The organism is Streptomyces sp. NPDC051109, from assembly GCF_044455885.1.
Classification (GTDB): Bacteria; Actinomycetota; Actinomycetes; order Streptomycetales; family Streptomycetaceae; genus Streptomyces.
Window position 1 is genome coordinate 135,829 of sequence record NZ_JBITFF010000005.1, and the last position, 24,496, is coordinate 160,324.

Genomic DNA, 24,496 nt, shown 5'->3' on the forward strand with positions numbered 1-24,496 from the left:
CGTGGGGGGCGGCGCCTGCTAGGTGGAGAGTGCATGCAGGGTGGAGGAAGGGGCCTGCAGGCCGGTGTCGTTGGACAGGATGGCCTGGTGCAGCCGCTGGATCCGGGGCGACGGTTCGACCCCCAGCTCGTTGATGAGCGCGTGGCGCAGAGCCTGGAAGGCGTCGAGCGCACGCCAGGGGTGCCCGGCCCGGTACAGGGCGGTCATCAGCTGGGCGGACAGGGTCTCGTGCAGGGGCTGCCGGCTCACGAGCATGCGGAGCTCGCCGATGATCTCCGCGTGCCGGCCGAGGATGAGGTCGGCTTCGAGGCGCATCTCCAGCGCCCAGTCGCGCTCCTCCTGCATGCCGATGACCTCCGTGCTGAGGACCTCACCGATCGGGACGTCGGTGAGGGCCGGGCCGCGCCACAGGTCCAGGGCGCGGCCGAGCTGCTCGGAGGCCCTCCCGGGGTCGTTCTCGGCCATCGTCCGGCCGCCGGCGCGCACCAGCTGCTGGAACGCCAGCAGGTCGAGGGAGAACTCCTCCGGGGCGAGCCGGTAGCCCCCGTAACAGGTCGCCAGTACGTCCTTGGCACTCCGGCCGGACTGCTGCTGAATTCCGGCCTGCGTGAGTTTCCGGCGTAATTGGAGGATGTAGGTCTGGAGCGTGGTGGCGGCACTGCGGGGAATTGCGTCGCCCCACAATTCGGCCATCAGCGTTTCCACTTGTACGACACGCCCCGCGCGGATGGCGAGCAGCGCGAGGATCTGGCGTGGTTTTCCGGCGGTCGGTGCGATGGACATGCCGTGCATACGGGCTTCGAGCGGTCCGAGAACTCCGAATTCCATGGACTCAGCATCGCAGCCGCCTTGAGCGGGCGACCAGTGACGAGTGCACGGGCGGACATGAAGTTCTCATATGCGTCCGCCCGCCTGCTGAGGAGCAGGCGGGCGGAGGGGGACACGGGCGGGACGGGCGGGACGGGCGGAGCGGGCGGGACGGGCGGAGCGGGTTGGAACCCACACCGCGGGCTCAGCCGTTGACGAAGGTGAGCCCGGTCGGGTCGTAACGGGTGCCCGCGATCTCCTCGGGCGGCGCCGCGGCCTCGATCGCGGCGAGGTCCGCGGGGGAGAGCTCGACGGCCAGGGCCGCGAGGTTCTCCTCCAGGTAGCGCTGGCGCCGGGTCCCCGGGATCGGCACCACGTCCTCGCCCCGGTGCTGCACCCAGGCGAGCGCGAGCTGGCCGGCCGTGACCCCCTTCGCCGCCGCGAGCTCCTCCAGCTTCGCGACGATCGCCAGGTTCCGCTCGCGGTTGCCGTCGGCGAAGCGCGGGTGCCCGCGCCGTACGTCGGTCTGCGCGAGCTTCTCCACCGAGCCGTACCGGCCGGTCAGGAACCCGCGCCCGAGCGGGGCGTACGGGACCACCCCGACGCCGAGCTCGCGGCAGACCGGGAGGATCTCCGCCTCCAGGTCCCGGGACCACAGCGACCACTCGCTCTGCAGCGCGGCGATCGGGTGCACCGCGTGCGCCCGCCGGATGGTCCGCGCACCGGCCTCGGACAGGCCGAGGTGGCGCACCTTCCCGGCCCGCACCAGCTCCGCCATGGCGCCGACGGTCTCCTCGATCGGGACCTCGGGATCGACCCGGTGCTGGTAGAGAGGTCGATGTGGTCGACACCGAGCCGGCGCAGCGACGCCTCGCAGGCCTGCCGTACGTACGCGGCGTCGCCCCGTACGAGGGTGGGCTCGCCGAGCCGGTTGGCGAAGCCGAACTTCGTGGCCAGCACGACCCGGTCGCGGCGCCCGGCGACGGCCCGTCCGATCAGCTCCTCGTTGTGCCCGCTGCCGTAGAAGTCGGCGGTGTCCAGCAGGGTCACCCCGAGGTCGAGGGCGCGGTGCAGGGTCGCGACCGACTCCGTGTCGTCGGTGGCGCCGTAGCCGTGGCTCATGCCCATGCAGCCCAGGCCCTGCGCGGAAACCGCCAGCTGGCCCAGGTGTCGGGTGGGGACGTCGGTCATGCTGCCTCCAGGGCAAAGGGTCGGGACGCGTAGAGAACGGCGGCCGGATCGAAGGTCAGGGCGATGTGCGTGGCAATGGAATTGACGTCCCGCCACGCCCGCTCCAACGGACTCCCGGTGCTCTGCCCGGAAGTACCGGACGCGGCGAACATCCGGTTGACGGCGTTCACCAGGAGCTCGGTGGACAGCGCGTAGTCGCGCACGTTGCGGGCGATCTCCTCTGCGGAGGTACGGGCGCCCCGGTCGGCGACGGACGCGGCCCGCTCCAGCAGCAGCATCGCGGCATCGATCTCGCCGGAGCTGCGGGTCAGGACGGCTTCGTACGTACTGAGGGAGGGCCCGGGACCCCCCACCCGCCCGCCGCCGCGCGCGAGCCGCCGCGCCGTCTCCCCGGTCCACAGCGCGAGCGCGCCGCGGGCGGCCCCGAGGGCCGCGGGCGCACACGACAGCCCGTTCACGGCCTGGATCGGCGCGGTGCGGCCGTCGGAGAGCCGCTGCCGGTCCGCACTGCGCGACTCGGGAACGAACACGTCGTCGACGATGACCGTGTTGCTCCCGGTCCCCCGCATACCGGACCCGGTCCAGGTGTCCTTGACCGCGTAGGCACCCCGGGGCAACGCGAACAGCCGCGCCCCGCCGCCCCCGGCCAGGACGGCACACACCACGACCCAGTCGGAATAGTCGACGCCGCTGACGTAGGCCCAGCTCCCGGACACCCGCCACCCGCCCGGGGCCGGCACGGCCTTCCCGAGCGGCGAAAGCGACCCGACGACGAAGACGTCGGCCCCGCCGCCCCACAGGTCAGCCCGCCCCTCCTCCGGCAGGCAGGCGGCCACCCGAGCCAGACTGGCCGCGACGGAAGCACACCACGCCGTGGCCGCACACCCCTCGGCGACGGTGGCAACGGCCCGGGCGAACTCACTGAAGCCGCCCTCCACCCCACCGAACCCGACGGGCACGAAATGCCGGGCGAACCCGCTCTCCAGCATCAGCGCCACCACATCGGGCGTCAGCCGCCGCTGCTCCTCCGCATCGGCAGCCCGCCGCCGCCCCAACTCGCGCAACCTCCCGGCCCGCTCGACGAGCCCGGTCCCCGTAACCATCCTGCCTCCCAGAAAGACACCGATGAGCGGCCGGACCATCCCACACCCCCCTCAACCCCCACTCGCACCCCCCTGGAGCCGAGTGCTTCGTCGGCCGATACGGGGAGCAGTACGCGGGCCCGGACGACGGGCGCCTTCCGGGCCCGGCGGCAGCGGTGACGAGGGCACCGACTGGCTGGCCGGGCACGGACTGCTGGTCCCCGCAGGTCTCGACCTGGTGGAGCTTCCGTACGAGGTCGCCCGTGCGCTCCGCGATGGGAACGCCGCACCCGGCCCCCGGCTGGAACCGGAGCCGTTCACCGCCACCACGCCGCTGCCGTCCGGCTGGGAGGTCGAGGGCGGCACGGCCACGCGGCGGCCGCTTGGCGGGCCGAACTGGTAATACGGGTGCTGGCCGCCGAGCCGGTCGCGATCCGCAAGGCGGGCGGGATCGCCGTACGGGGCCCCCGGCGACCGACCAAGGCGGCCGGGGCCGATGAGGCCGCCACCCGGCTGTGGCCGGACCTCGCGGTGAACGCCGGCCCGACCGCGCCTCAGGCCGACGAACCGGCCGCCGCTCCCCGGGGCCGCCGGAACTCCAACGGCCCCAAAGCCCGTCTCCGGTGTGCAGGCGGATGTCCGCACGGAGCCAATCTCGTCGCGACGTTCTATCGCCGGCGGCAGCTCAAGAAGGGGCCGGCTCCCGAACGGGACGTGCGGATTCGGAGGTCGGCGCGAGGACGAGTGAACCACTTCGCTGGAGGAAGCGGCGTGCGCACGGGAAGACCTGCAACCCGCAGGGCGTCCGCGTGGCCACCGGCCTCCCGGACTCCGAACTCCGGGCAGCTGCTGCCCAGGAGGACGTACGGCCGGGGTGCTGCGGGGCGTCCACTACCGGCTCTCCTTCGAGCCGGCCAAGCAGCGCGATGGCGCCTGCGGATCCTCACTCGCCACTCACTCGCGACCAGCGCCGCCCAACGACAAAGGCCCGGACTCAGCTGGACTGAGTTCGGGCCTTCATGCTTGGCACTTCAGCAGGTCAGCGGGTTGATCACGCTGGTCTGGCTGGAGTGCCCCCGGCAGGATTCGAACCTGCGCACACGGCTCCGGAGGCCCCGTGCGTCCGACGGGTTGCCCCAGGTCAGGAGCGCAGACCCGTCTAGTGACGCCTCCCTAGTCCACAAATGGGCCGCACTTCAGCTCAGCACCCAAGATCGACTCGTTCCGCGCCAGCTTGGCGGCTGGCAGATGGCCCGAGCTGGCGCGATCCGCACTCGGCTCGCGTCTGGGGGCCCTGGGATGGTCTCGCGACCGGGAGCGCGGACTGTGTAGCGGTCACCCCTGGATCACCAGTTTTGGGCTGTGAGGGTCATGAGGGGGGCATGCATCCCTAAGATGCCGGTGGGGCTGGTTCGCGTGGCGTTGAACGATCGACGCTAGGTGCGAAAAACCAGTGAAATGCCTGCTCAAGGTAGCTGTAGGGCAGTTTTCAGCCACTGGATGGCGTCATCGAGATGTTGCACTTATTTCGACTGCTTCGGATACTGTACTGACTACCGTAGGCGCACTGTCTACCTGAGCAGCGAGGGGTGTGAGATGACCAAGACAGACATCAGGCCAGTGACGATCCCCCCCGAGCAAGCCGCGTCCACGAACCGGGCCCTGCAGCGGGTTCGCGGCTACCTGGAGGCACACAAGGACAGGCGTGAGATCACAGTCACTGTTGAGGATGGCGAACCCGAGCAGCTGACCCTGCCCCGCGAGGCAGTCGAGCTCTTGGCCGGCCTCTTGGCGCACCTGGGGGCAGGTCGTGGGGTCTCCGTCGTTCCAGCGGATGCGGAACTCACCACCCAGCAGGCCGCGGACATGCTCAACGTTTCCCGGCCTTTCCTCATCGGGCTCCTGAACGCTGGCGAGATCGAATATCGAAGCGTCGGAACCCACCGCAGGATCACGGCCTCATCGCTCATGGAATACAAGCAGCAGGATGACCGCAGGCGTCGCGCTGCCGCCGATGAGCTTACCGAGCTCGGCCAGGAGATGGGACTGATGTAGTCAATGGCATTTGTCGCCATCTATGACGCCAACGTGCTTTATCCGAGTGTCCTGCGTGACGTGCTCATCCGGGTTGCTGCTGCTGGCCTGGTGCAAGCTAAATGGACGGACGCGATCCTTGACGAGACCTTCCGCAGTCTCGAAGCGAACAGGCCCGACCTGAGCCCCGAGAGTTTGGTTCGCACGCGCAGCGCCATGAAGGGGGCTATTCGAGACTGCATGGTCGTCGGCTATGAGCCTCTCATTGGCGCGATAGAGCTCCCGGATCCTGATGATCGCCATGTCCTAGCAGCGGCGATACGGGCAAAAGCTCAGGCAATCGTCACCTTCAATCTGAAGGATTTCCCGAAGGGAGCCTTGACTCCGTGGGATGTAGAGGCAATCCATCCCGATGCATTTCTGGAAGCGCAGATCGACCTGAATCCACAGGTGATCTATGCGGTTCTTCAGCAAATTTCGGATGGATGCAAAAGGCCGCCACTGGCTGTGGCGGATCTGATTGAAAGCCTGGAACGAACGGGACTCGTCTCATCGGTCGCCGCTCTGCGCGCTTTGAGCTAGGACGCCGCGTGCACCAGATGTAATCTGTTCGAATTCGCCGTCGGGGGTCTGGTGTCGGACAAGAAGATTAGCCCTATTGCTTACTCGGCGCTCACGGACGCCCTCGCTTTGATTTTTTGGTACAAGAAAACGCTGGCGAGATTCCTCAATGTGGCTCTGCGGGAGTACCCGGAACTCCTGGCGGGGCTGGATCTGGCGAACAGTCAAAAGCGGGATACTGCGGCTGCTCTTGTCGGTCGATTGGCTGCAAGCGAGCATCGGTACCAAGATGTGACTGTATCCCTTATGGTTGAAATATCTTCGCTCACGAAGTTTCGAGAGCTGGAGGAGCTTGAGGACGGTCAGTGGTTGACCCGGGCTCAAGGTGCAGTAGCCGAGCTTCGGGAACTAACTCAGCAGCACAAGCAGTCGGCTGATGAGCATAGCCGGTTCGAGCGAGAGCTGTCAGAGGCAATCGAGGAGGCCGAGCATGGCAGGGCGACCAGCAGTGCTCTTGCTGAGCTCAAAGATAAGTTTCTGATCCTTGGGTCCGACCCTGATCCTCAAGAGCGTGGGCGACAGTTTGAATCGTTCCTGAACGAGCTCTTTGCGCTCTTCGATTTCTATCCCCGCGCCGCCTATTCTCTTGAGCGTGAGCAGCTGGATGGCGCCTTCACGTTCGATACGGATGACTATATCCTGGAAGCGAAATGGCTAAAATCTGTCGTTTCCCGGGAGCAGCTGGACGTCTTCGCTAAGAAAGTCGAGCGTAAGGGGCGTAATGCGCTCGGACTCTACGTGAGTGTCAATGGATTTAGCAAAGATGGCCTAGGTGAATACGGAGATAGCTCGCCATTCATCACCATGGATGGTTCTGATATTTTCATGGTGCTGGATGGGAGGATTGGCCTAGATGATCTATTTTTGCGAAAGCGGCGCCACGTTAACGAGACTGGCAGTTGCTTCTTTCCTGCATCGCACATTTTCTTCGAATGATGCGGTCATCCTCGGAGTTGGGTAACCGGTCAGCCCTGAAACCTCAGCTGTCATCCCGTCTGCCGTCGACCCACACGGAGTGATAGCGGGGCAGGCTTCTGGCGCCCAGGTGGAGCACCCCACTGGATGAACGACCTGGGCGCCAGAAGCCTGGTCTGCTATGGCTTGCCTGGGTCGACGGCAGACGGGATGACAGCTCCCCACCCCCACCACAAACCGGCCCGCAGTCGCACGACTGGCCCCGGTCATCCCGGAGCTTGAGCGCCCCCGCCGGAGGCATGTCTTTGAGCGGCTGGATGCGTCGGACCTTGGCCTCGTGCTCAGGCCTTGGCGGCTCGGCGCGTTCCGCTCGGGTCTGCGTCAGGGCTACGCCTGCTGGTGCTCGGTGCCGTCGTGGTTCCGCACGGCTCTGGCGCTTGGCGGGCAGGGGCTCTTCGCGGGCTCGGATGCGTCAGCCGCACCGCGGGTCTCCCACCATCGAACCCGTGCCTTCTGGCGCGCGGCCGGCGGTCGGGCTGGAGCGGGGCGGAGACAGGAGCGCAGGCCCGGGCGACGGGCGCGCTCGCCGCGCTGTGCGCGGCGGGTGCCTTGATGAAGTAGGGAAACTTTCACCCCACGCCCTACCCCGCCTCGGAGCGGGGCGCGTCGTGATCGGGCTTTGCGCTCTTGTGGCATGGGGTTTTGGCTGCTCCCATGGCCTTCGGGGTGGGATGCGGTCGGGGGTGGGCGTGGCTGAACTGAAGGTCGTCCGGTGGAAGAAGTACGGTCAAGATCGGGTGTATGTGAACCTGCCCGATGGCACCGCGGTTGCGTGGGCTGACGCCCGTTCGGGGAAGGTCACGGTCCTGCTCGAAGAGCATCGGCGTGAAGCTCTCCGGTTACTCCGACCGCACCTCGCCACAGGGACCGTGCCAGCACCGCCGCCTGGACAGTCGCCAACAAGCACACCTCCTGCCGCCTCGAAGGCCAAGCGTGCCCCGCGGTCAGCGCTACCGGTACTCACGACCCCGGATGACCTCGCGCTGAACCGCCCCGGTGCCGAATTGCGGGGTCTGCTCGCGGCCAAGGGCCCGACACCTGTGGAGCGCATCTTCGCTCGGCTGCTGCGCAGGAAGACAGAGTGGGACTCCTGGTTCAAGGGACTGGCCGGCGAACGCAAAGTGGGGGCTGAGCTGGAGCGCTTAGCGCCCCTCGGCTGGAAGGTCTTGCACTCCATCCCGCAGTCACGGGGAGGAGACATCGACCACCTCCTGATCGGTCCTGGCGGGGTGTTCACCATCAACACCAAGAACCACCAAGGGAAGTCGGTGTGGATTGGGGACACCATGGTCAAAGTGGATCACGGTCCTCCCCGGCCGTACGTGGCCAAGAGCCGAAGTGAGGCTCAGCGCGTTCGCGCTGTTCTGGAGGGCCATTGCTCGTTCCCGGTGCCGGTGGAGCCGGTCCTGGTGTTCGTCGGCGTGAAGGAGCTGCCGGTGGTGCCCACGCAGCTCGCCGTGAGGGTCTATAGAGAACGCGAGGTCGCTGCGTTGGGACCGCTCACTGGGAAGCTCTCCATTGAGCAGATCGAAGCGGTGTACGCCGTTGCTCGCCATCGCAGGGCATGGCTCGGTACGTAGTCAGCGGTAGTGCTGGATGGCTAGGCTGGTGCGATCCAGCCGGTGAGCAGAGGGGTGTGCTGAGGGAATGGGGCCGAAGTCGGAGCGGGTGTACCGCACCATCCGTGAGTGGATCACGGCGGGGAGGTACCTGCCCGGGGAGAAACTTCCCTCCGAACGCAGCCTCTCAGAGGAGCTGGAGATCGGGCGCACACAGCTACGCCAGGTGCTGGCCAAGCTGGTCGCCGAGGGCGTCGTCGAGGTGCACGGGCGCAGCTCGTATCGCGTGCCGGACCGTTCGGTGTCGGTGAAGGCGCCGGCCGACCTGGAGCCGTGGCGGATCCATGGTGAGCGGACCGTCTACGACAACCAGTGGGTGAAGTTGACGCTCGCTGACGTCGAGCCGCCCGGCGTCGAGCGTTTCGAACACCACGTCGTACGGCTGCACCACGTGGCGATCGCTGCTGTTCTGGATGAGCAGGACCGCGTCCTCATGCTGTGGCGGTATCGCTTCGTCCCCGAGACCTTCGGCTGGGAACTGCCTGGCGGCATCGTGGATCCCGGAGAGGATCCGGCTGCGACGGCGCTTCGTGAGGTCGAGGAAGAGACCGGGTGGCGGCCCGACGCTCTTGAGCACGTGGTGACGTATCAGCCCATGGTTGGCATGGTGGATTCGCCGCACGAGATCTACGTGGGCCGGGGTGCTCAGCTCGTCGGTGAGCCCAGCGACCTTGAAGAGGCCGGCCACGTTGCCTGGGTGCCGCTCGCCGACATTCCAGGGCTCATGGCACGCGGGGAGCTGATGGGCTCTGGGACGCTGGTCGCGCTCCTCCACGTGCTGGCCTCGCGTGCTGCCGGCTCGTCGCCTACAGCCGCTGCGTGAGCTGCTCGATCCGGCGGCGTTGGCGTACGGATCCAGTTCGGTTCGCCAGTAGCCGGGCCTGTTGAAGGTGCTCGCGGCCCTGCTCGTACTCGCCGCGTGCGAGGTGTGCCTGAGCCAGGTCGCAGCGCAAACCGGCCGCGGCTCGGATGAACGTGGGGTCCAGCGCGCCGAGAGCGTCGTAAAGGCTGTCCACCGCGTCATCGTCGCCGAGCAGGGCCAAGGCGTTGCCTCGCCATCGCCGTAAGTGCCCCTCGTTCAGGAAGATGCTGAGCATGTCGGGGTCGCGGGCTTCTTCCCCGTCGGGGAGCCACCGGGCAGCTTCGTCCAAGGCCCGTCGGCAGTCGTCGGCGAGCCCCGCCTTGGCGCAGATCTCGGCCTCCGCTGCGTACAGCCACGCCTTGAGCCTGGGGGACAGGTGTGTGCCACCCACTCGGATCGCGTCGCGCACCAGCTCAACGGCGGTGGTGGGCCGTCCGGCGTCGCAAAGTACGTACGCCTGCTCGGCCGTGGCGTGGGCGAGGTACATGGGCTCGCCGGCCTCCTGCGCCGCCCGCTTGCCTAGCTCGTAGTTTCTCCAGGCCCGTTCCACTGCACCTGAGTCGAGAGCTTGCCATGCCGCCAGCGTTGCGGCACCGGCAAGAGCCTGGGCGACCGGACGCCGCGTCTCCGGCAGGACGGCGAACGTGAGCGCGTCTTCAAGCGTGGCCAGGTGGCCTGTCATCTGGTCGATCAGACTCGCCGCACCCATCTGGCGGTCCACTGTTCGTAGCAGCTCTGTCTGGTCCATGAAGGTTTTCACCATGGTGAGGCTGACGCTGCGGGCTGCGTCGATACGGCTCACGAGCTCGTCGTACCCATCCGCCGCCGGCGCGACCGCACTGGTCCGCCGACCGTGAAGTTCGTCGTCGGTGATGCCGAGCAGGGCGCGAAGGATCTTGGCGTACCGCTCGGAGATCTGGCGTCTGCCGTTCTCCCACTCCGAGACGTAGACGTGCAGGCTCGCGAGTGAGGCGACAGTCAGCACGTGCTGGCGTGCGTAGCGCTCGATCTCGCGAACCAGCCGCTCCTGCGACCACTCGCGCGCGTTCCGAGCCGCTCGAAGTCCGTTCGTCACGTGCACCGCCCTGCATGCGATTCCTGAGCTGTGCAAGCAGCATGCCTCACATCGACGCAGGTCGGCAGGGGTTAACTCGGACAGGGTTAACCCCTGTTGACTACCGGGCCGTTGGAGCCTGAGGTTCTCTAGAACCGTCGCAGAAAGGCGAGTTGAGAGGTCCGAGCGCGACAACGCTTGACATCTGGTGCGCACCAGATGCAACCTACTGGTGCGCACCAGTTGGGAACCGAAGAGCCCGTGGGCCTGATGGCCGGGCTAATGCCAACGCAACGGAGCGGCGACCCACCGCCAAGTAGCCCGCCGCTCCCGCCCCTCTGAAAGGGAGTTCCATCATGCGTCAGATTCCCGTCGACACCTCCGCCGCCATGGTGATGGTGGCTCAGCCCCCGGTCGCGAAGATCAAGGACCGGCGTACCGGTGAGATTGCGACCGACCCCGAGACCGGTGCCCAGATGATGAGCGTGGACGTGCTCTTCGCCGCTTACGGCGAGGCCGAGGTTCTGTCGGTCACCGTCCCGGCGCCCGGCATCTCGGGTGAGCTGGTCATGGGCACCCCGGTCGCACTGACCGGCCTGGTCGCCCGGCCGTGGGAGAACGAGTTCAACGGTCAGAAGCGCCACGGGATCAGCTTCCGCGCCGTCGCGGTCACCTCGCTGGCCGTGGACGCGTCGAAGCCGAAGGCGGCCTGATCGTGGACTGGTTAACAGTCTCGCTGCTGGTGCTCGCCACGATCGCTCTCGTTCTGCGGTGGCGGCGACCGGCCTGGTACTGGCTGACCTTTGGGGTCACCTTCGCGGCCCTGCGGGTGCTGGTCCGCTACCGGTCGGTGATGGAGGCCTGCGGGCTCACCGTCTCGCCCTCGCGGTGGCGTCTGGCCCTGGCTCGCTGGTCCGATCGCCCCATTCCGGAAACCCGGGCACCTCGGATCCTACGGATTCGGCCGACCCGCACGGGGCTGGTCCTGAGGCTCAAGCTCCGGCCCGGCCAGGACGCCTACGACGTGGCCGCCGCCACGGACCGCCTCCGGCACTCGTTCGCCCTGCACGGCGTGAGTGCCCGTGAGATCAAGTCGTCTGTGATCGAGCTGCGGATGACCGGCTACGACGTCCTCAAGCGGGTGCAGATGCCCGCCGTCTGCGACGACGAACCGATGAGCATCCCGGTGGCGCTGCGGGAGGACGGGGAGGTGTTCCTCCGGGACTACCTCCAGGTGCCGCACGCCCTGAACGTTGGGGCGACACAGTCCGGGAAGTCCGTCTACCTGCGCAACCTGGTGGCCGGCCTGGCGACTCAGCACGTGGCCCTTGCAGGGATCGACTGCAAGAACGGCGTGGAACTGGCCCCACTGGCCCGCCGGTTCACCGCGCTCGCCGACAACCCCGACACCGCCGCCGACCTGCTTGCCGCACTCGTGCGCTACATGGCCCGCGTCTACGAGATCATTCGGCGCGAGCAGCGCATCAGCGCCGACATCCCCGACGCTGAGATCACTGCCAACATCTGGGACCTGCCCAAGCATCTGCGCCCGGTGCCGGTAGTGCTCCTGGTCGACGAGGTGGCTGAGCTGGCCCTCTACGTCACCAAGGCAGAGGAGCAGCGCCGAGACCAGATCATCACTGACCTGGTCCGTCTCGCCCAGCTTGGCCGCGCCGCCGGGATCTACCTGGAGATCTGTGGCCAGCGCTTCGGCTCCGAACTCGGCAAAGGGATCACCATGCTCCGGGCCCAGCTCACCGGCCGTACCGCGCACCGGGTCAACGACGAGACCTCGGCGAACATGGCCTTCGGAGACATCTCCCCGGACGCCGTCCTTGCCACCGTCCAGATCCCCACCGACCGCCCCGGCACGGCCGTGGTCGGCGACTCCTCCGGCGGCTGGGTCCGTATCCGCACCCCGCACACCACGCTCCGCCAGGCCGTGAACCTCTGCAACGCGAACGCCCACCGCACCCCCGACATCGGCGAACTCGCACCCTTCCGGCCCGTACTGCCCGCCCCGGTGCTCTCCGGCAACGTCCAGCCGAAGTCCACCGCCGCGAGCGTCTAATTCCCTCCTCGCTCCATCGGTCGGCGTGACCGCATCACGCCACGTCCCTACCCCTCCCATGCCACGAACCAGGAGTGATTCTCATCGCCACCGCGTGGAAGACCACCGCCCGCAAGCCCACCGCGAAGAAGTGCCCCGACTGTGAAGGCAAGGGCGAGACCGCCGAGACGGTCCGCGTCGGGAGCCGCAAGATCCGTGAGACCGCCGACCGGCAGGCCGCCCTGTGCCTGACCTGCTTCGGCACCGGAGAGGTCCCGACCACCTGAGCCGCCGGGACCGGGCGGCCGGCCAAATCTCCCGCCCGGCCCTGGCTCCAACCCTGGAAGGAGGAATCCTGATGCTCCCCAAGGCCCGCCCGGACGCCGTCCTCGTACAGGCCGTGATCGCAGGGGCCCTGTCCTTCGCCCACCTCCACGACCTCGCCGAAGCAGCCGGACAAGACGGTTGGAAGGCGTGGGCCTACCCGGTCAGCGTGGACCTGCTCCTCGTCGCCGCCTGGCGCCGCCTCCGGCTCCTCCGAGACGCCGGGGAACGAGTCCGCTCGGCCTGGACCTGGTTCACCGTGGCCCTCGCCGCCTCACTCGGGGCGAACGTCGCCACCGCCGGACTCCTCGACCTCGGAAACGTGCCGGACTGGCTGCGGATCCTGGTCGCTGGCTGGCCCGCCCTCGCCTTCCTCGGCGGCACCTTGCTCGTCCACCCCGCCGCCGGGACCGACCCCGGCCCAGCCGTCGATCCCGCGCCTGCGGACGAGATCCCGCCCACGGTCATCGAACGCGACACAGCACCTGAGCCTGTCGCCGAGCCGGAGTTAGTCCCGGCTCTCCCCGCACCCGCGCCCGCGCCCGTTCCTGAGCCGGTGCCCGTTCCGGCCCCCCTGGTCGAGCACGCCCGCAAGCTCGCCGCGGATCACCTGGCCCGCACCGGCACCGAGCTCGACACCGACACCCTGCGCGCCCGCCTCGGCGTACCGGCGGCCATGGCCGCCGCCATCACCGCGCAACTCATCTGACAGGAGATCCCGAATGCCCGCCCCGGACCGCTTCCACTCGCTCATGCAGATCGGCCCCGTCCAGATCGGCACCTACCGCGACCGCTACGGCCGCACCAAGCACGCCGCCGTCTGCACCACCGACGGATGCGGCTGGTCCGTCACGAACTACACAACCAGCACCGCCGCTCAGCTCGCCGCCCGCTCCCACCGCTGCCGCGTCAGCTAGGAAGGCCAACGTCATGGACGTCCCGCTCTGGCTCGCACTGATCGTCGTCGGCGCCCTGGGCATCAAGCTGATCCGCCCGCCCTGGTGGCTCGTCGCCGTGATCCTCCTCGGCGGCTACCTCCTCGCGGACAGCCTCCTCGCCCCGGTCATCGACACAGCCATCACCAAGTAATCCGCCCAGAAAGGAGATCACCGATGATCCGCCCCAAGATCCCGGTCAACCCGCTCCCGACCGGCCTAGTCATCCCCCTCGACCAGCCGACCACCAACGCCACGGTTGAGCCGCACCACAGCACCGCCGTGGCATGTGGCTGCCAGCACACCCCGGCACCGGCTCAGCCCCGCGTCCAGATGCCCGCCGTCCGCCTCACCCCGACCGGCCTCGTCGCCGTCGTCGCCGGTGGCGCCGGACTCGTCCTCGTTGTCGGCGCGGTCCTGGTCTCCATGCTCCTCGCGGTCGCCATCACCGGCGCCTCGGTCGCCGTCTGCGCCGTCGTCCTGCGCTCCCTGGTCAACGAGCAGCACCACCGCTGACCGGCCCCGGGACGGCCTCAACCGCCAAGTCTCCGCCGTCCCGGCGCCGTGCTCCCACCCGAACCAACCGATCCGGAAGGAAGCACCATCATGAACCAGCACCACCACACTTCGGGCCAGGTCTGCCCGAACTGCGACGGTCACGCCTCTGTCGCCATCACTCTCGGCGGCCGCGACCGCACCGGCCACCTCCGCACGATCATCGCCCACTGCCCCGCCTGCCACGGCACCGGCACCCGCGCCCGCCGCACCGCGACCGCCTCGGCTGGACGGTGACCGCGTGACCGACCTGCTCCAGGACCCGGCCACCCTCGGCGACATGCTGAGGGTGGCCTCGGCCCCCGACTACCAGCGCTGGCACGAGCAGATCCGCCGCACTGGCGGCTGCTCCGACCCCATCCACATCACCGGGTGGACCCTCGCCAAGGACAAGACGTCCGGCGAGACCCTGCACCGCTACTCCACCGAGGGTGAGCCCGGCGGACGCCTGCGGATCGCCTGCGGCAACCGGCGCGCCTCACGCTGCCCCTCCTGCGCCTGGACCTACTCCGGAGACACCTATCACCTCATTCGCGCCGGACTCGCCGGAGACGATCGCCGCGACATCCCCGCCACCGTCCGCGAACACCCCCGCGTCTTCGCCACCCTCACCGCACCATCCTTCGGCCCCGTCCACAACCGGCCCTCCTCCGGACGCTGCCGTTGTGGTGTCCAGCACCACAGTGAGGACCCCGCGCTCGGCACTGCCCTGGACTCGGCGACGTACGACTACGCGGGCGCCGTCCTCTTCAACAACATGGCCGGCGCTCTCTGGGCCCGCTTCACCAACCGGCTCCGTCGCGAGATTGCCCTACGCGCCGGCCTGACCCGGCGAGAACTCGCCGACGTCTGCCGTGTCGCCTTTGGCAAGGTCGCCGAGTTCCAGAAGCGCGGCGCCGTCCACTTCCATGCAGTGATCCGCATCGACGGCCCCGAGGGCCCGGAGACCCCTCCGCCGGCCTGGGCGACCACGGAACTCCTCGACACCTCGATCCGCTCCGCCGTCGCACACTCGTACACCTCCGTCAGCCTCCCCGCCGTGGAAGACCAGCCTGCTCGTACCTTCCGCTGGGGCACCCAGTTCGACGTCCGCCCCATCAAGGCCTTCGGTGACGGCTCCGACATCACGGAGCAAGCTGTGGCCTCGTACGTTGCCAAGTACGCGACCAAGGCCGCTGAGAACACTGGCACCCTCGACCGCCGCATCGGCAACCGTGAGGCCCTGTTCCTCCTCGACGTCCCCGACCACACCGCCCGGTTGATCGAAGCCTGCCTCGACCTGGACTCGCTCTACCCGGACCGCCGCCTCGCCGCCTGGTCGCACATGCTCGGCTTCGGCGGCCACTTCTCCACCAAGTCCCGCCAGTACTCGACCACCCTCGGCGACCTCCGCCAGACCCGCGCCGACTACCGCGCCGCCCAGGAGCGCGAAGCCCGCGGCCTCGGCGACGCCGATCCGGACACGGTGCTCGTCCTCGCCTGCTGGCAGTACGCCGGCCATGGCCACAGCCCCGGTGAGTCCGTCCTCGCCGCCACGATTGCCCGGGACATCCAGCTCAACCGCGAGACCGCCAGAGAGGCCCTGCGCGACCAAAATTCCTTGGAAGGAGACGTGACGTGAAAGACGAGCTGATGACCACGGCGGAGATCCTTTCCGAGCTGAAGGGGATCTCGCGACGCACCTTCTACAGGTGGCGTGAACTCGGCAAGGCCCCCAAGGCCTTCACGCTGCCGAACGGGGAGCTGCGGGTGTGGCGGAGCGACCTTCATGCCTGGCTGAGGAGTCGGGAGGGCACTGCCGCGTGAAGTCGCTCGACGTCAAGATCTGGAGCGTCCGAAAGCGGGATACGAAGCGGCCTTCCTATGACGTCCGCTGGTCCGTGGCTGGGCAGGTCTTCTCTGAGTCCTTCCGGACGAAAGGGCTTGCTGACAACTTCCGCTCCAAGCTCATGCGGGCGGCGCGTGATGGGGAGGAGTTCGATACGGCGTCGGGTCTTCCCGGCTCGATGGCCGAACAGAAAGCGACCCTGAGCTGGTACGCGTTCGCCCTGAAGTACCTCGCCATGAAATGGCCTCATGCGGCGCCCAACACGCGTGATGGGATCAACGAATCCTTGGCCTCGGTCACGTTGGCGCTGCTGGACGATCGACCTGGCCGCCCCACTGATGCCGAGCTACGGAAAGCGCTTCGGAACTGGGCGTTTGTCCTGCCCGGCCCGGACAGTAGGGAACTTCCCCCAGAGATCGGAAATGTCCTGCATTGGGTTGCGAAGGCCTCTCGGCCGTTGTCGGACCTTGCTGATCCGGCGCTGGGGCGGGCGGTCCTCGATTCACTGAAGATCAAATTGGACGGAACCGCGGCTGCTGCCGAGACCGTACAGCGGAAGCGGCGCACCTTGGTCAATGCCCTGCACTACGCCGTGGATCTTGGGGAATTCCGAGAGAACCCACTCTCGGCCGTCCGCTGGCAGAAGCCCAAAGTGTCGAATGAGGTCGATCCCCGAGTGGTGGCCAACCCGGAGCAAGCCCGCTCGCTCCTGCACGCGGTCTCGTACGTCGGTGGCTACAGGCGGGCGCGTGGGCGGCGGCTGGTGGGGCTCTTCGCGGGGATGTACTTCGGGGGCTTTCGGCCGGCTGAAGTCGTGGGGCTGGCTGAGGCAGATTTGACTCTTCCGGATTCCGGATGGGGGACGGCTTTGCTGCACCGGACGCGGCCGAGCGCCGGCAAGCGGTGGACCGACTCGGGGGAGAGCCATGACGACCGCGGGCTGAAGAACCGGCCCACTGAAGACGTGCGGCGGGTGCCGATTCCTCCGCAGCTCGTGACCATCCTCCGCGAGCATCTCGACACCTTCGGGACCGCCCAGGACGGGCGGCTCTTCTTCAGTGAGGGTGGGGGAGTGGTCTCCTCGTCCACGTACTACCGGGCTTGGCAGGAAGCCAGGGTGCTGGCGCTGCCGCCGACCGTGGCTGCCTCGCCGCTGGCTCAGCGGCCGTACGACCTAAGGCACTCGGCGCTCTCCACGTGGCTCAATGCCGGGGTCGATCCGACCGAGGTCGCCGAGCGGGCCGGCAACAGCGTGGAGGTGCTGCTGAGTCGGTACGCGAAATGCCTCGACGGGCGGCAGGAGGTGGCCAACCGTCGGATCGAAGATCTGCTGCGTGAGTACGAGTGATCGTGAGTGACTGGCGATACGTTGCGAGGCCCCTGGACCTGTCCGGGGGTCTTCGGCGTTTCCCGGGCTGACCTGCGCCGATGGGTCAAGATTCTGTCCACGAATAGTCCACAGGTCCTGACATGGGGCTGCGTACGGCGGCAGTTGGCTGCACATACGCGAAGACCCCGGCTTCAGCGTTACCGCTGATGGCGGGGTCTTTGGGCACTTCCTGCGAAGTGCCCCCGGCAGGATTCGAACCTGCGCACACGGCTCCGGAGGCCGTTGCTCTATCCCCTGAGCTACGGGGGCGTGTCGTTCGCTTTGCGGCGACGGGTTGAACACTACCAGCTTCCGCGGGGTGATCAGGAACCGATTACGGGCCCGGGGGGCGCGGGTCGCTCGGAGGGGGTGGAAGTGGCAAAAACCCGGACGCGGGGGCTTAGGCGGACCTACTCTCGGGTTGTGCCAGGCGCCTCGGGCCGGGTGCTTGTTGTCGACGACAACAAGGTCATCCGGCAGCTGATCAAGGTCAATCTCGAACTGGAGGGCTTCGAGGTCGTGACCGCGAACGATGGTGCCGAGTGCCTGGACGTCGTGCATCGCGTGTGTCCCGACGTGATCACCCTTGATGTGGTCATGCCCCGGCTGGACGGGTTCGCGACCGCCGCGCAGCTGCGTGCCGATCCGCGGACGCGGGACCTGCCCCTCGCCATCGTGAGCGCCTGTACGCAGTACGAGGTCGAGGCCGGGATCGAGGCCGGGGTGGACGCGTTCCTCGCCAAGCCCTTCGAGCCCGCCGAGCTCGTACGGGTCGTACGCCGGCTCGCCGAGCGCAAGGACCGGCGCGAGCGGAAGGGTGCTCCGGCCGGGCGCGGCCGAGGGTAGCGCCGGTCGCCTGTTCACATGGCGAAACCGTTCGCGGGATGGGAGGGCTTCTCCCCTAGGCTGGTGCCGTGACCCCCGCCGACCTCTCCAGCACCGTCGCACGCGCCGTGCGCTGCGCCGTCGAGGACGGGGAGCTGCCCGCCGAGGCGCGTGTGCCCGAGCGGGTCGTCGTCGAGCGGTCCCGGCCCGGGGGGGTGGGCGACTACGCCACCCCCGTCGCCTTTCACGTCGCCAAGACCGCGGGCCGTTCTCCTCGTCTCGTCGCCGACGTGCTCGCCCGGCGGTTGGGCGGGGTGGCCGGCATCGAGCGCGTCGAGGTCACCGGCCCCGGGTTCCTCAACTTCGTGATGGAGCGGGTCTCCGTCGGGGGACTCGTGCGTGACGTACGGGCGCGGGGTCTTCGGTACGGGTTCTCCGGCGAGAGCGAGAACGAGCGCGAGAGCGAGCGTGAGAACGAGCGCGGGAGCGAGCGCGAGCTCCGGGCTCGTGTCGTCGGTGAGGCCGTGCGCCGCATCGGGCTCAGTCGGGGGCTGGCCCCGACGAACGCCCTGCGCGTCGCCCCCGTCGCCCGGCGCGACGGCGACGTCGTCGCCCTGTACGGAGAGGACGCCGCGGCATGGGCCATGCTCTCCGTCGCGCCGCACGAGAGTGCCGCGTTCTCCCCCCGGCTGCTCGTGCAGGACGAGTCCAACGACCTCTTCCGGGTGCGGTACGGGTACGCGCGGACTCGGGCGCTCACGGCCAACGCCGCCCACCTCGGCTTCGCCAGCGAGGCCGGCGGCGTGCCGGAAGGAGGGGCGCTCGGCGCCCTCCTCGCCGAGTACCCCCTCGCCCTGGACGCCGCCGCGCACCGGCGGGCGCCGGAGCAGCTCGTCCGGTTCCTCGTCCGCGCCGCCGACGAGCTGCTCGACTTCCAGTACTGCGTCCTGCCCAAGGGGGACGAGAAACCCTCGGCCGCCCACCGCGCCCGGCTGGCCCTTGCCGAAGCCGCCGGGACGGTGCTGGCCGGCGGCCTGGCCCTTCTCGGCATAGACGCACCTGACTGCCTGTGATCTGCGAAGAGAGATACCGATGAGCCGTTCCGCGCACCCCGCCGGGCCCCGCCACGCCGACGTCCTGCCCGAGGGGCACTACTCCCCGCCGCCCGCCGACCTCAACGCGCTCGACGAGAAGGTCTGGGCGCGGACAGTACGGCGGGACGGCGACGGAGTGGTGACCGTGGGGGGCGTGCCCGTCACCGCGCTCGCCGAGGAGTTCGGGACGCCCGCCTACTTCCTCGACGAAGAGGACTTCCGGGCCCGCTGCCGGGCCTGGGCGCACGCCTTCGGGTCGGACGCCGACGTGTTCTACGCGGGCAAGGCCTTCCTCTCCAAGGCCGTCGTGAAGTGGCTCAAGGAGGAAGGGCTCAACCTCGACGTCTGCTCCGGCGGCGAACTGGCCACCGCCCTCGCCGCCGGGATGCCCGCCGAGCGGATCGCCTTCCACGGCAACAACAAGTCCGTGGCCGAGATCACCCGGGCCGTCACCGCCGGCGTCGGCCGGATCGTGCTCGACTCCTTCCAGGAGATCGCCCGCGTCGCCCACATCGCCCGTGAGCTGGGCGTGCGCCAGCCCGTCCAGATCCGCGTGACCGTCGGCGTCGAAGCCCACACGCACGAGTTCATCGCCACCGCGCACGAGGACCAGAAGTTCGGCATCGCCGTCGCCGACGGCTCCGCCGCCGAGGCCGTACGGCGCGCCCTCGGGCACGACAGCCTCGACCTGCTGGGCGTCCACTCCCACATCGGCTCGCAGATCTTCGACATGGCCGGCTTCGAGGTCTCCGCCAAGCGCGTGGTCCGGCTGCTGGCCGCCGTACGGGACGAGCACGGCGTCGAGCTGCCCGAGATCGACCTCGGCGGCGGCCTCGGCATCGCGTACACCTCCTCCGACGACCCGCGCGAGCCGCACGAGATCGCCAAGGCCCTGCACGAGATCGTCGCCCGCGAATGCGAGTCGGCCGGTCTGCGCGCCCCGCGGATCTCCGTCGAACCGGGCCGCGCCATCGTCGGACCCACCGCCTTCACCCTCTACGAGGTCGGCACGATCAAGCCGCTCGAAGGGCTGCGCACGTACGTCTCCGTCGACGGCGGCATGTCCGACAACATCCGCACCGCCCTCTACGACGCCGAATACGCCGTCACCCTCGTCTCCCGCGTCTCCGACGCCGAGCCCATGCTCGTCCGCGTCGTCGGCAAGCACTGCGAGAGCGGTGACATCGTCGTGAAGGACGCCTTCCTGCCGGCCGACCTGGCCCCCGGGGACCTCCTCGCCGTACCCGCCACCGGGGCGTACTGCCGCTCCATGGCCAGCAACTACAACCACGCGCTCCGCCCGCCCGTCGTCGCCGTACGGGACGGACAGGCCCGGGTGATCGTCCGGCGCGAGACGGAGGAAGATCTCCTGCGTCTCGACCTCGGATGATCCGGTTGTTTCCGGGAGAAGCCCCCAGACCCCCAAAATAGGTGTCTCACTCAATGGACCGAAGGTGGAAAGTGCTGTCCATTGAGTGAGACTGGTTGAGACCCGGCGGGCAATACCGCACGCCGGGTGTGATGGAAGATCGAAAGGCGTAGGTCGAATGATGCGTACGCGTCCGCTGAAGGTGGCGCTGCTGGGCTGTGGAGTGGTCGGCTCAGAGGTGGCGCGCATCATGACGACGCACGCCGACGACCTCACGGCCCGCATCGGTGCGCCCGTCGAGCTCGCCGGCGTGGCCGTGCGCCGTCCTTCCAAGGTGCGCGAGGGCATCGACCCCGCCCTGATCACCACCGATGCGACCGCCCTCCTCAAACGCGGCGACATCGACATCGCGATCGAGGTCATCGGCGGCATCGAGCCCGCCCGCACCCTCATCACCACCGCCTTCGAGCAGGGCATCTCCGTAGTCTCGGCGAACAAGGCGCTGCTCGCCCAGGACGGTGCCGCCCTGCACGCCGCGGCCGAGCAGCACGGGCTGGACCTGTACTACGAGGCCGCCGTCGCCGGCGCCATCCCGCTGGTCCGCCCCATGCGCGAGTCCCTCGCCGGCGACAAGATCAACCGGGTGATGGGCATCGTCAACGGCACGACGAACTTCATCCTCGACAAGATGGACTCCACCGGCGCCGGGTACCAGGAGGCGCTCGACGAGGCCACCGCCCTCGGGTACGCCGAGGCCGACCCCACCGCCGACGTCGAGGGCTACGACGCCGCCGCCAAGGCCGCGATCCTGGCCGGCATCGCCTTCCACACCCGGGTCCGCCTCGACGACGTCTACCGCGAGGGCATGACCGAGGTCAGCGCCGCGGACTTCGCCTCCGCCAAGCGCATGGGCTGCACCATCAAGCTCCTCGCGATCCTGGAGCGCGCCGCCGACGGCGAGTCCGTCACCGCCCGCGTGCACCCGGCGATGATCCCGCTGACCCACCCGCTCGCCTCCGTCCGCGAGGCGTACAACGCCGTCTTCGTCGAGGCGGAGGCCGCCGGGCGGCTCATGTTCTACGGGCCCGGCGCGGGCGGTTCGCCGACCGCGTCGGCGGTCCTGGGCGACCTCGTCGCCGTCTGCCGCAACAAGCTCGCCGAGGCAACGGGGCCCGGTGAGTCGGCGTACACCCAGCTGCCGGTCAGCCCCATGGGCGACGTCGTCACGCGGTACCACATCAGCCTCGATGTGGCCGACAAGCCGGGCGTCCTCGCCCAGGTGGCGACCACGTTCGCGGAGCACGGTGTCTCCATCGATACCGTACGACAGCAAGGACGACCGGACGGGGTCGGCAATGAGGCCTCCCTCGTCGTCGTCACCCACCGCGCGCCCGACGCCGCCCTCTCCGGGACCGTCGAGGCACTGCGGAAGCTGGACACCGTGCGCGGTGTCGCCAGCATCATGCGTGTTGAAGGGGAGTAAGGACCCATGAGCAGCAATCGCACCCACCAGTGGCGCGGCATCATCGAGGAGTACCGGGACCGCCTGCCGGTGACGGACGCGACTCCCGTGGTCACGCTCCGCGAGGGCGGCACTCCCCTCGTCCCCGCGCAGGTGCTCTCCGAGCGCACCGGCTGCGAGGTACACCTCAAGGTCGAGGGCGCGAACCCGACCGGGTCCTTCAAGGACCGCGGTATGACCATGGCGATCACCAAGGCCAAGGAGGACGGCGCCAAGGCCGTCATCTGCGCCTCCACGGGCAACACCTCGGCCTCCGCCGCCGCGTACGCGGTGCGCGCCGGGATGGTCTCGGCCGTCCTCGTGCCCCGCGGCAAGATCGCACTCGGCAAGATGGGCCAGGCGCTCGTGCACGGCGCCAAGATCCTCCAGGTGGACGGCAACTTCGACGACTGCCTGGACCTGGCCCGCGCGCTGTCCGACAACTACCCGGTCGCGCTGGTCAATTCCGTGAACCCGGTGCGCATCGAGGGCCAGAAGACGGCCGCGTTCGAGATCGTCGACGCGCTCGGCGACGCCCCCGACATCCACGTGCTGCCCGTCGGCAACGCCGGCAACATCACCGCGTACTGGAAGGGCTTCAAGGAGTACAGGGCCGACGGCCTGGCCTCCCGTACGCCCCGCGTGTGGGGTTTCCAGGCCTCGGGCTCCGCGCCCATCGTGCGCGGCGAGGTCGTCAAGGAGCCGCACACCATCGCCACCGCGATCCGCATCGGCAACCCGGCCTCCTGGGACTACGCGCTTGCCGCGCGCGACGAGTCGGGCGGCTTCATCGACGAGGTGACGGACCGCCAGATCCTGGCCGCCTACCGCCTGTTGGCCGCGCAGGAGGGCGTCTTCGTCGAGCCCGCCTCGGCGGCTTCGGTGGCCGGCCTGCTCAAGGCCGCCGAGCTGGGCCTGGTCGACCCCGGCCAGACGATCGTGTGCACCGTGACCGGAAACGGCCTCAAGGACCCCGACTGGGCCGTGGCCGGCGCTCCGCAGCCGGTCACCGTCCCGGTGGACGCCGAAGCCGCGGCCGTCCGCCTCGGCCTGGTCTGACCGCGGTACCGCGGTACCCCGGTTGCCGGATTCCGGAATGCCTCCGACGGGCTTCCGGAATCCGGCAACTCAGGCCGTACGGCACAAAAGACAACGGCATTCGGCGGAATCCACCGGAAGACACCGACACGCATCGTGCGCCTCCTGTGCGCCCTATGTCGCGAGAGAACCTTCCTTGGATACGCTGTACTTACATCCGCCACCGCGCATATGACCGTGGTGCTGCCCAGAGGGCCTTCGGGTGTCGTACGTTCTCCAGTACATTCGCAGCGAGCCAGCGAAGATCTCGTCTCGCACAGTCACAAGGAGTGTCATCGGACGATGGCCGGTCCAGCGTTCCGCGCCGCCGCCGTACGGGTGCGCGTTCCCGCCAGCAGTGCCAACCTCGGCCCGGGCTTCGACGCCCTCGGCCTGGCCCTGGGGCTCTACGACGACGTCGTCGTCCGGGTGGCCGACTCCGGCCTGAACATCGACATCGCGGGCGAGGGCGCCGACACCCTCCCGCGGGACGAGAGCCACCTGCTCGTACGCTCCATGCGCACCGCCTTCGACCTGCTGGGCGGGCAGCCGCGCGGCCTTGAGGTCGTCTGCGCCAACCGCATCCCGCACGGCCGCGGCCTCGGATCCTCCTCCGCCGCCATCTGCGCCGGCATCGTCGCCGCCCGCGCCGTGACCATAGGCGGAGAGGCCAAGCTGGACGATGCGGCCCTGCTCGAACTGGCCACGGAGATCGAGGGCCACCCCGACAACGTCGCCGCCTGTCTCCTCGGTGGATTCACCCTCGCCTGGATGGACGGCGGCAGCGCCAAGGCGATCCGTATGGAGCCCGCCGATTCCATCGTTCCGGTGGTCTTCGTCCCCTCCAAGCCGGTCCTGACGGAGACCGCGCGCGGCCTGCTGCCGCGCAACGTCCCCCACGTGGACGCGGCCGTCAACGCGGGTCGAGCGGCCCTGCTCGTCGAAGCCCTGACCAGGCGTCCCGAGTTGCTGCTGCCGGCCACCGAAGACCGGCTCCACCAGGAGTACCGGTCCCCGGCGATGCCCGAGAGCGTGGCACTCGTCAACCGGCTGCGGGCGGACGGCATCCCCGCGGTCATCTCCGGCGCGGGCCCCACGGTCCTCGCGCTGGTCGACAACGGCGCGGCCGACAAGGTCGCGCAGCTCGCGGGCGAGGGGTGGGCGGCGAACCGGCTCGCCCTCGACGCCGCGGGCGCGAGCGTCCTGCCGCTGGGAACCCAGGGCGGCTAGGCCGTAGGGGCATACCCGCCAGGGGCGGGCGGCCAGGGCAGGCCGCCCGCGCTGTAGGCGCGATTGCCGGTGATTGAGAGGGGGAATATCTGTT

Annotated in this window: 26 protein-coding genes, 1 tRNA gene and 1 pseudogene; 23 read left to right on the forward strand and 5 right to left on the reverse strand. The window is 68.9% G+C overall.

The features are described from left to right. Positions 1-18 precede the first annotated feature (18 nt). From ACIBAD_RS11775 to ACIBAD_RS11785, 3 genes and pseudogenes are all read right to left on the reverse strand, one after another. Positions 19-828 carry a BTAD domain-containing putative transcriptional regulator gene (locus ACIBAD_RS11775; protein WP_398906111.1) on the reverse strand — a complete coding sequence of 270 codons (810 nt, stop codon included), beginning with the start codon at positions 826-828 and terminating at the stop codon, positions 19-21. Between the two features lie 184 nt (positions 829-1,012). Next, a pseudogene (locus ACIBAD_RS11780) lies at positions 1,013-1,998 on the reverse strand (aldo/keto reductase). Then, positions 1,995-3,101 carry an acyl-CoA dehydrogenase family protein gene (locus ACIBAD_RS11785; protein ID WP_398906113.1) on the reverse strand — a complete coding sequence of 369 codons (1,107 nt, stop codon included), beginning with the start codon at positions 3,099-3,101 and terminating at the stop codon, positions 1,995-1,997. The pseudogene ACIBAD_RS11780 and the gene ACIBAD_RS11785 overlap by 4 nt, the downstream one beginning before the upstream one ends. An 82-nt stretch (positions 3,102-3,183) precedes the next feature. On the opposite strand from ACIBAD_RS11785, the gene ACIBAD_RS11790 reads away from it, so the two are divergent. From ACIBAD_RS11790 to ACIBAD_RS11815, 6 genes are all read left to right on the forward strand, one after another. Then, complete coding sequence (locus ACIBAD_RS11790; RefSeq protein WP_398906116.1) at positions 3,184-3,483, forward strand: hypothetical protein; 300 nt, start codon at positions 3,184-3,186, stop codon at positions 3,481-3,483. 1,193 nt (positions 3,484-4,676) lie between these two features. Beyond that, positions 4,677-5,135: a helix-turn-helix domain-containing protein gene (locus ACIBAD_RS11795; RefSeq protein ID WP_398906118.1), complete on the forward strand. Its 459-nt coding sequence runs from the start codon at positions 4,677-4,679 to the stop codon at positions 5,133-5,135. Positions 5,136-5,138: 3 nt separating this feature from the next. Continuing rightward, the gene (locus ACIBAD_RS11800) at positions 5,139-5,696 is read left to right on the forward strand and encodes a PIN domain-containing protein (protein ID WP_398906120.1); all 558 of its coding nucleotides are present in this window, start codon (positions 5,139-5,141) and stop codon (positions 5,694-5,696) included. A 51-nt stretch (positions 5,697-5,747) separates the two neighbouring features. Then, complete coding sequence (locus ACIBAD_RS11805) at positions 5,748-6,671, forward strand: hypothetical protein (RefSeq protein WP_398906122.1); 924 nt, start codon at positions 5,748-5,750, stop codon at positions 6,669-6,671. A gap of 728 nt (positions 6,672-7,399) precedes the next feature. After that, positions 7,400-8,290 (forward strand): nuclease-related domain-containing protein, encoded by an 891-nt coding sequence (locus tag ACIBAD_RS11810; protein ID WP_398906124.1) that lies wholly within the window; start codon positions 7,400-7,402, stop codon positions 8,288-8,290. 67 nt (positions 8,291-8,357) lie between these two features. Next, positions 8,358-9,152, forward strand: coding sequence for an NUDIX domain-containing protein (locus ACIBAD_RS11815; RefSeq protein ID WP_398906126.1), 795 nt, complete (start codon positions 8,358-8,360; stop codon positions 9,150-9,152). On the opposite strand, the gene ACIBAD_RS11820 is transcribed toward ACIBAD_RS11815, so the two are convergent. Continuing rightward, positions 9,136-10,266 (reverse strand): XRE family transcriptional regulator, encoded by a 1,131-nt coding sequence (locus tag ACIBAD_RS11820; RefSeq protein ID WP_398906128.1) that lies wholly within the window; start codon positions 10,264-10,266, stop codon positions 9,136-9,138. The genes ACIBAD_RS11815 and ACIBAD_RS11820 overlap by 17 nt on opposite strands. A gap of 335 nt (positions 10,267-10,601) precedes the next feature. Here ACIBAD_RS11820 and ACIBAD_RS11825 point away from each other — a divergent pair, with 335 nt between their 5' ends. The 11 genes from ACIBAD_RS11825 to ACIBAD_RS11875 all read left to right on the forward strand — a co-directional run bounded on the left by ACIBAD_RS11825 (position 10,602) and on the right by ACIBAD_RS11875 (position 17,285). Beyond that, positions 10,602-10,958, forward strand: coding sequence for a hypothetical protein (locus tag ACIBAD_RS11825; RefSeq protein ID WP_398906130.1), 357 nt, complete (start codon positions 10,602-10,604; stop codon positions 10,956-10,958). 2 nt (positions 10,959-10,960) lie between these two features. After that, positions 10,961-12,316, forward strand: a complete 1,356-nt coding sequence (locus ACIBAD_RS11830; RefSeq protein ID WP_398906132.1) for an FtsK/SpoIIIE domain-containing protein — start codon at positions 10,961-10,963, stop codon at positions 12,314-12,316. 74 nt (positions 12,317-12,390) lie between these two features. Beyond that, positions 12,391-12,582 carry a hypothetical protein gene (locus ACIBAD_RS11835; RefSeq protein ID WP_398906134.1) on the forward strand — a complete coding sequence of 64 codons (192 nt, stop codon included), beginning with the start codon at positions 12,391-12,393 and terminating at the stop codon, positions 12,580-12,582. A gap of 71 nt (positions 12,583-12,653) precedes the next feature. Beyond that, on the forward strand, positions 12,654-13,328 hold the full coding sequence (locus ACIBAD_RS11840; protein WP_398906136.1) for a DUF2637 domain-containing protein: 675 nt from the start codon (positions 12,654-12,656) through the stop codon (positions 13,326-13,328). Positions 13,329-13,341: 13 nt separating this feature from the next. Next, on the forward strand, positions 13,342-13,536 hold the full coding sequence (locus ACIBAD_RS11845; protein ID WP_374775829.1) for a mobile element transfer protein: 195 nt from the start codon (positions 13,342-13,344) through the stop codon (positions 13,534-13,536). 13 nt (positions 13,537-13,549) lie between these two features. After that, positions 13,550-13,708, forward strand: coding sequence for a hypothetical protein (locus ACIBAD_RS11850; protein WP_328298446.1), 159 nt, complete (start codon positions 13,550-13,552; stop codon positions 13,706-13,708). Between the two features lie 23 nt (positions 13,709-13,731). Then, on the forward strand, positions 13,732-14,070 hold the full coding sequence (locus ACIBAD_RS11855; protein WP_398906139.1) for a SpdD-like protein: 339 nt from the start codon (positions 13,732-13,734) through the stop codon (positions 14,068-14,070). A 90-nt stretch (positions 14,071-14,160) separates the two neighbouring features. Beyond that, positions 14,161-14,346, forward strand: a complete 186-nt coding sequence (locus ACIBAD_RS11860) for a hypothetical protein (protein ID WP_398906141.1) — start codon at positions 14,161-14,163, stop codon at positions 14,344-14,346. Positions 14,347-14,350: 4 nt separating this feature from the next. Next, complete coding sequence (repSA, locus tag ACIBAD_RS11865; RefSeq protein WP_398906143.1) at positions 14,351-15,730, forward strand: replication initiator protein RepSA; 1,380 nt, start codon at positions 14,351-14,353, stop codon at positions 15,728-15,730. 11 nt (positions 15,731-15,741) lie between these two features. Further along, positions 15,742-15,915, forward strand: coding sequence for a helix-turn-helix transcriptional regulator (locus ACIBAD_RS11870; protein ID WP_398906413.1), 174 nt, complete (start codon positions 15,742-15,744; stop codon positions 15,913-15,915). Beyond that, positions 15,912-17,285 carry a site-specific integrase gene (locus ACIBAD_RS11875; protein WP_398906145.1) on the forward strand — a complete coding sequence of 458 codons (1,374 nt, stop codon included), beginning with the start codon at positions 15,912-15,914 and terminating at the stop codon, positions 17,283-17,285. Before ACIBAD_RS11870 ends, ACIBAD_RS11875 begins: the two co-directional genes overlap by 4 nt. Before the next feature lie 219 nt (positions 17,286-17,504). On the opposite strand, the gene ACIBAD_RS11880 is transcribed toward ACIBAD_RS11875, so the two are convergent. Continuing rightward, positions 17,505-17,576 (reverse strand) — tRNA-Arg (locus tag ACIBAD_RS11880). Between the two features lie 105 nt (positions 17,577-17,681). Between ACIBAD_RS11880 and ACIBAD_RS11885 the strand changes: the two genes are divergently transcribed. The 6 genes from ACIBAD_RS11885 to thrB all read left to right on the forward strand — a co-directional run bounded on the left by ACIBAD_RS11885 (position 17,682) and on the right by thrB (position 24,402). Further along, on the forward strand, positions 17,682-18,152 hold the full coding sequence (locus tag ACIBAD_RS11885) for a response regulator (protein ID WP_398906147.1): 471 nt from the start codon (positions 17,682-17,684) through the stop codon (positions 18,150-18,152). Positions 18,153-18,220: 68 nt separating this feature from the next. Beyond that, complete coding sequence (gene nrtL / locus ACIBAD_RS11890; protein WP_134071139.1) at positions 18,221-19,204, forward strand: ArgS-related anticodon-binding protein NrtL; 984 nt, start codon at positions 18,221-18,223, stop codon at positions 19,202-19,204. Between the two features lie 19 nt (positions 19,205-19,223). Then, a complete protein-coding gene (gene lysA, locus ACIBAD_RS11895) occupies positions 19,224-20,615 on the forward strand; it encodes a diaminopimelate decarboxylase (RefSeq protein ID WP_398906149.1) in 1,392 nt (463 codons plus the stop codon). A 157-nt stretch (positions 20,616-20,772) separates the two neighbouring features. Then, complete coding sequence (locus ACIBAD_RS11900) at positions 20,773-22,077, forward strand: homoserine dehydrogenase (protein ID WP_208328979.1); 1,305 nt, start codon at positions 20,773-20,775, stop codon at positions 22,075-22,077. A 6-nt stretch (positions 22,078-22,083) separates the two neighbouring features. Next, on the forward strand, positions 22,084-23,154 hold the full coding sequence (thrC, locus tag ACIBAD_RS11905; RefSeq protein ID WP_134071135.1) for a threonine synthase: 1,071 nt from the start codon (positions 22,084-22,086) through the stop codon (positions 23,152-23,154). A gap of 321 nt (positions 23,155-23,475) precedes the next feature. Beyond that, positions 23,476-24,402 carry a homoserine kinase gene (thrB, locus tag ACIBAD_RS11910; RefSeq protein WP_030295292.1) on the forward strand — a complete coding sequence of 309 codons (927 nt, stop codon included), beginning with the start codon at positions 23,476-23,478 and terminating at the stop codon, positions 24,400-24,402. The last annotated feature ends 94 nt before the right edge of the window (positions 24,403-24,496 follow it).

Bases quoted from the DNA above. Each gene is read 5' to 3' on its own strand.
- ACIBAD_RS11775 (WP_398906111.1), bottom strand. From the start codon at position 828: ATGGAATTCGGAGTTCTCGGACCGCTCGAAGCCCGTATGCACGGCATG.
- ACIBAD_RS11785 (WP_398906113.1), bottom strand. From the start codon at position 3,101: ATGGTTACGGGGACCGGGCTCGTCGAGCGGGCCGGGAGGTTGCGCGAG.
- ACIBAD_RS11795 (WP_398906118.1), top strand. From the start codon at position 4,677: ATGACCAAGACAGACATCAGGCCAGTGACGATCCCCCCCGAGCAAGCC.
- ACIBAD_RS11800 (WP_398906120.1), top strand. From the start codon at position 5,139: ATGGCATTTGTCGCCATCTATGACGCCAACGTGCTTTATCCGAGTGTC.
- ACIBAD_RS11815 (WP_398906126.1), top strand. From the start codon at position 8,358: ATGGGGCCGAAGTCGGAGCGGGTGTACCGCACCATCCGTGAGTGGATC.
- ACIBAD_RS11825 (WP_398906130.1), top strand. From the start codon at position 10,602: ATGCGTCAGATTCCCGTCGACACCTCCGCCGCCATGGTGATGGTGGCT.
- ACIBAD_RS11840 (WP_398906136.1), top strand. From the start codon at position 12,654: ATGCTCCCCAAGGCCCGCCCGGACGCCGTCCTCGTACAGGCCGTGATC.
- ACIBAD_RS11845 (WP_374775829.1), top strand. From the start codon at position 13,342: ATGCCCGCCCCGGACCGCTTCCACTCGCTCATGCAGATCGGCCCCGTC.
- ACIBAD_RS11850 (WP_328298446.1), top strand. From the start codon at position 13,550: ATGGACGTCCCGCTCTGGCTCGCACTGATCGTCGTCGGCGCCCTGGGC.
- ACIBAD_RS11855 (WP_398906139.1), top strand. From the start codon at position 13,732: ATGATCCGCCCCAAGATCCCGGTCAACCCGCTCCCGACCGGCCTAGTC.
- ACIBAD_RS11860 (WP_398906141.1), top strand. From the start codon at position 14,161: ATGAACCAGCACCACCACACTTCGGGCCAGGTCTGCCCGAACTGCGAC.
- ACIBAD_RS11870 (WP_398906413.1), top strand. From the start codon at position 15,742: ATGACCACGGCGGAGATCCTTTCCGAGCTGAAGGGGATCTCGCGACGC.
- lysA (WP_398906149.1), top strand. From the start codon at position 19,224: ATGAGCCGTTCCGCGCACCCCGCCGGGCCCCGCCACGCCGACGTCCTG.
- ACIBAD_RS11900 (WP_208328979.1), top strand. From the start codon at position 20,773: ATGATGCGTACGCGTCCGCTGAAGGTGGCGCTGCTGGGCTGTGGAGTG.
- thrC (WP_134071135.1), top strand. From the start codon at position 22,084: ATGAGCAGCAATCGCACCCACCAGTGGCGCGGCATCATCGAGGAGTAC.
- thrB (WP_030295292.1), top strand. From the start codon at position 23,476: ATGGCCGGTCCAGCGTTCCGCGCCGCCGCCGTACGGGTGCGCGTTCCC.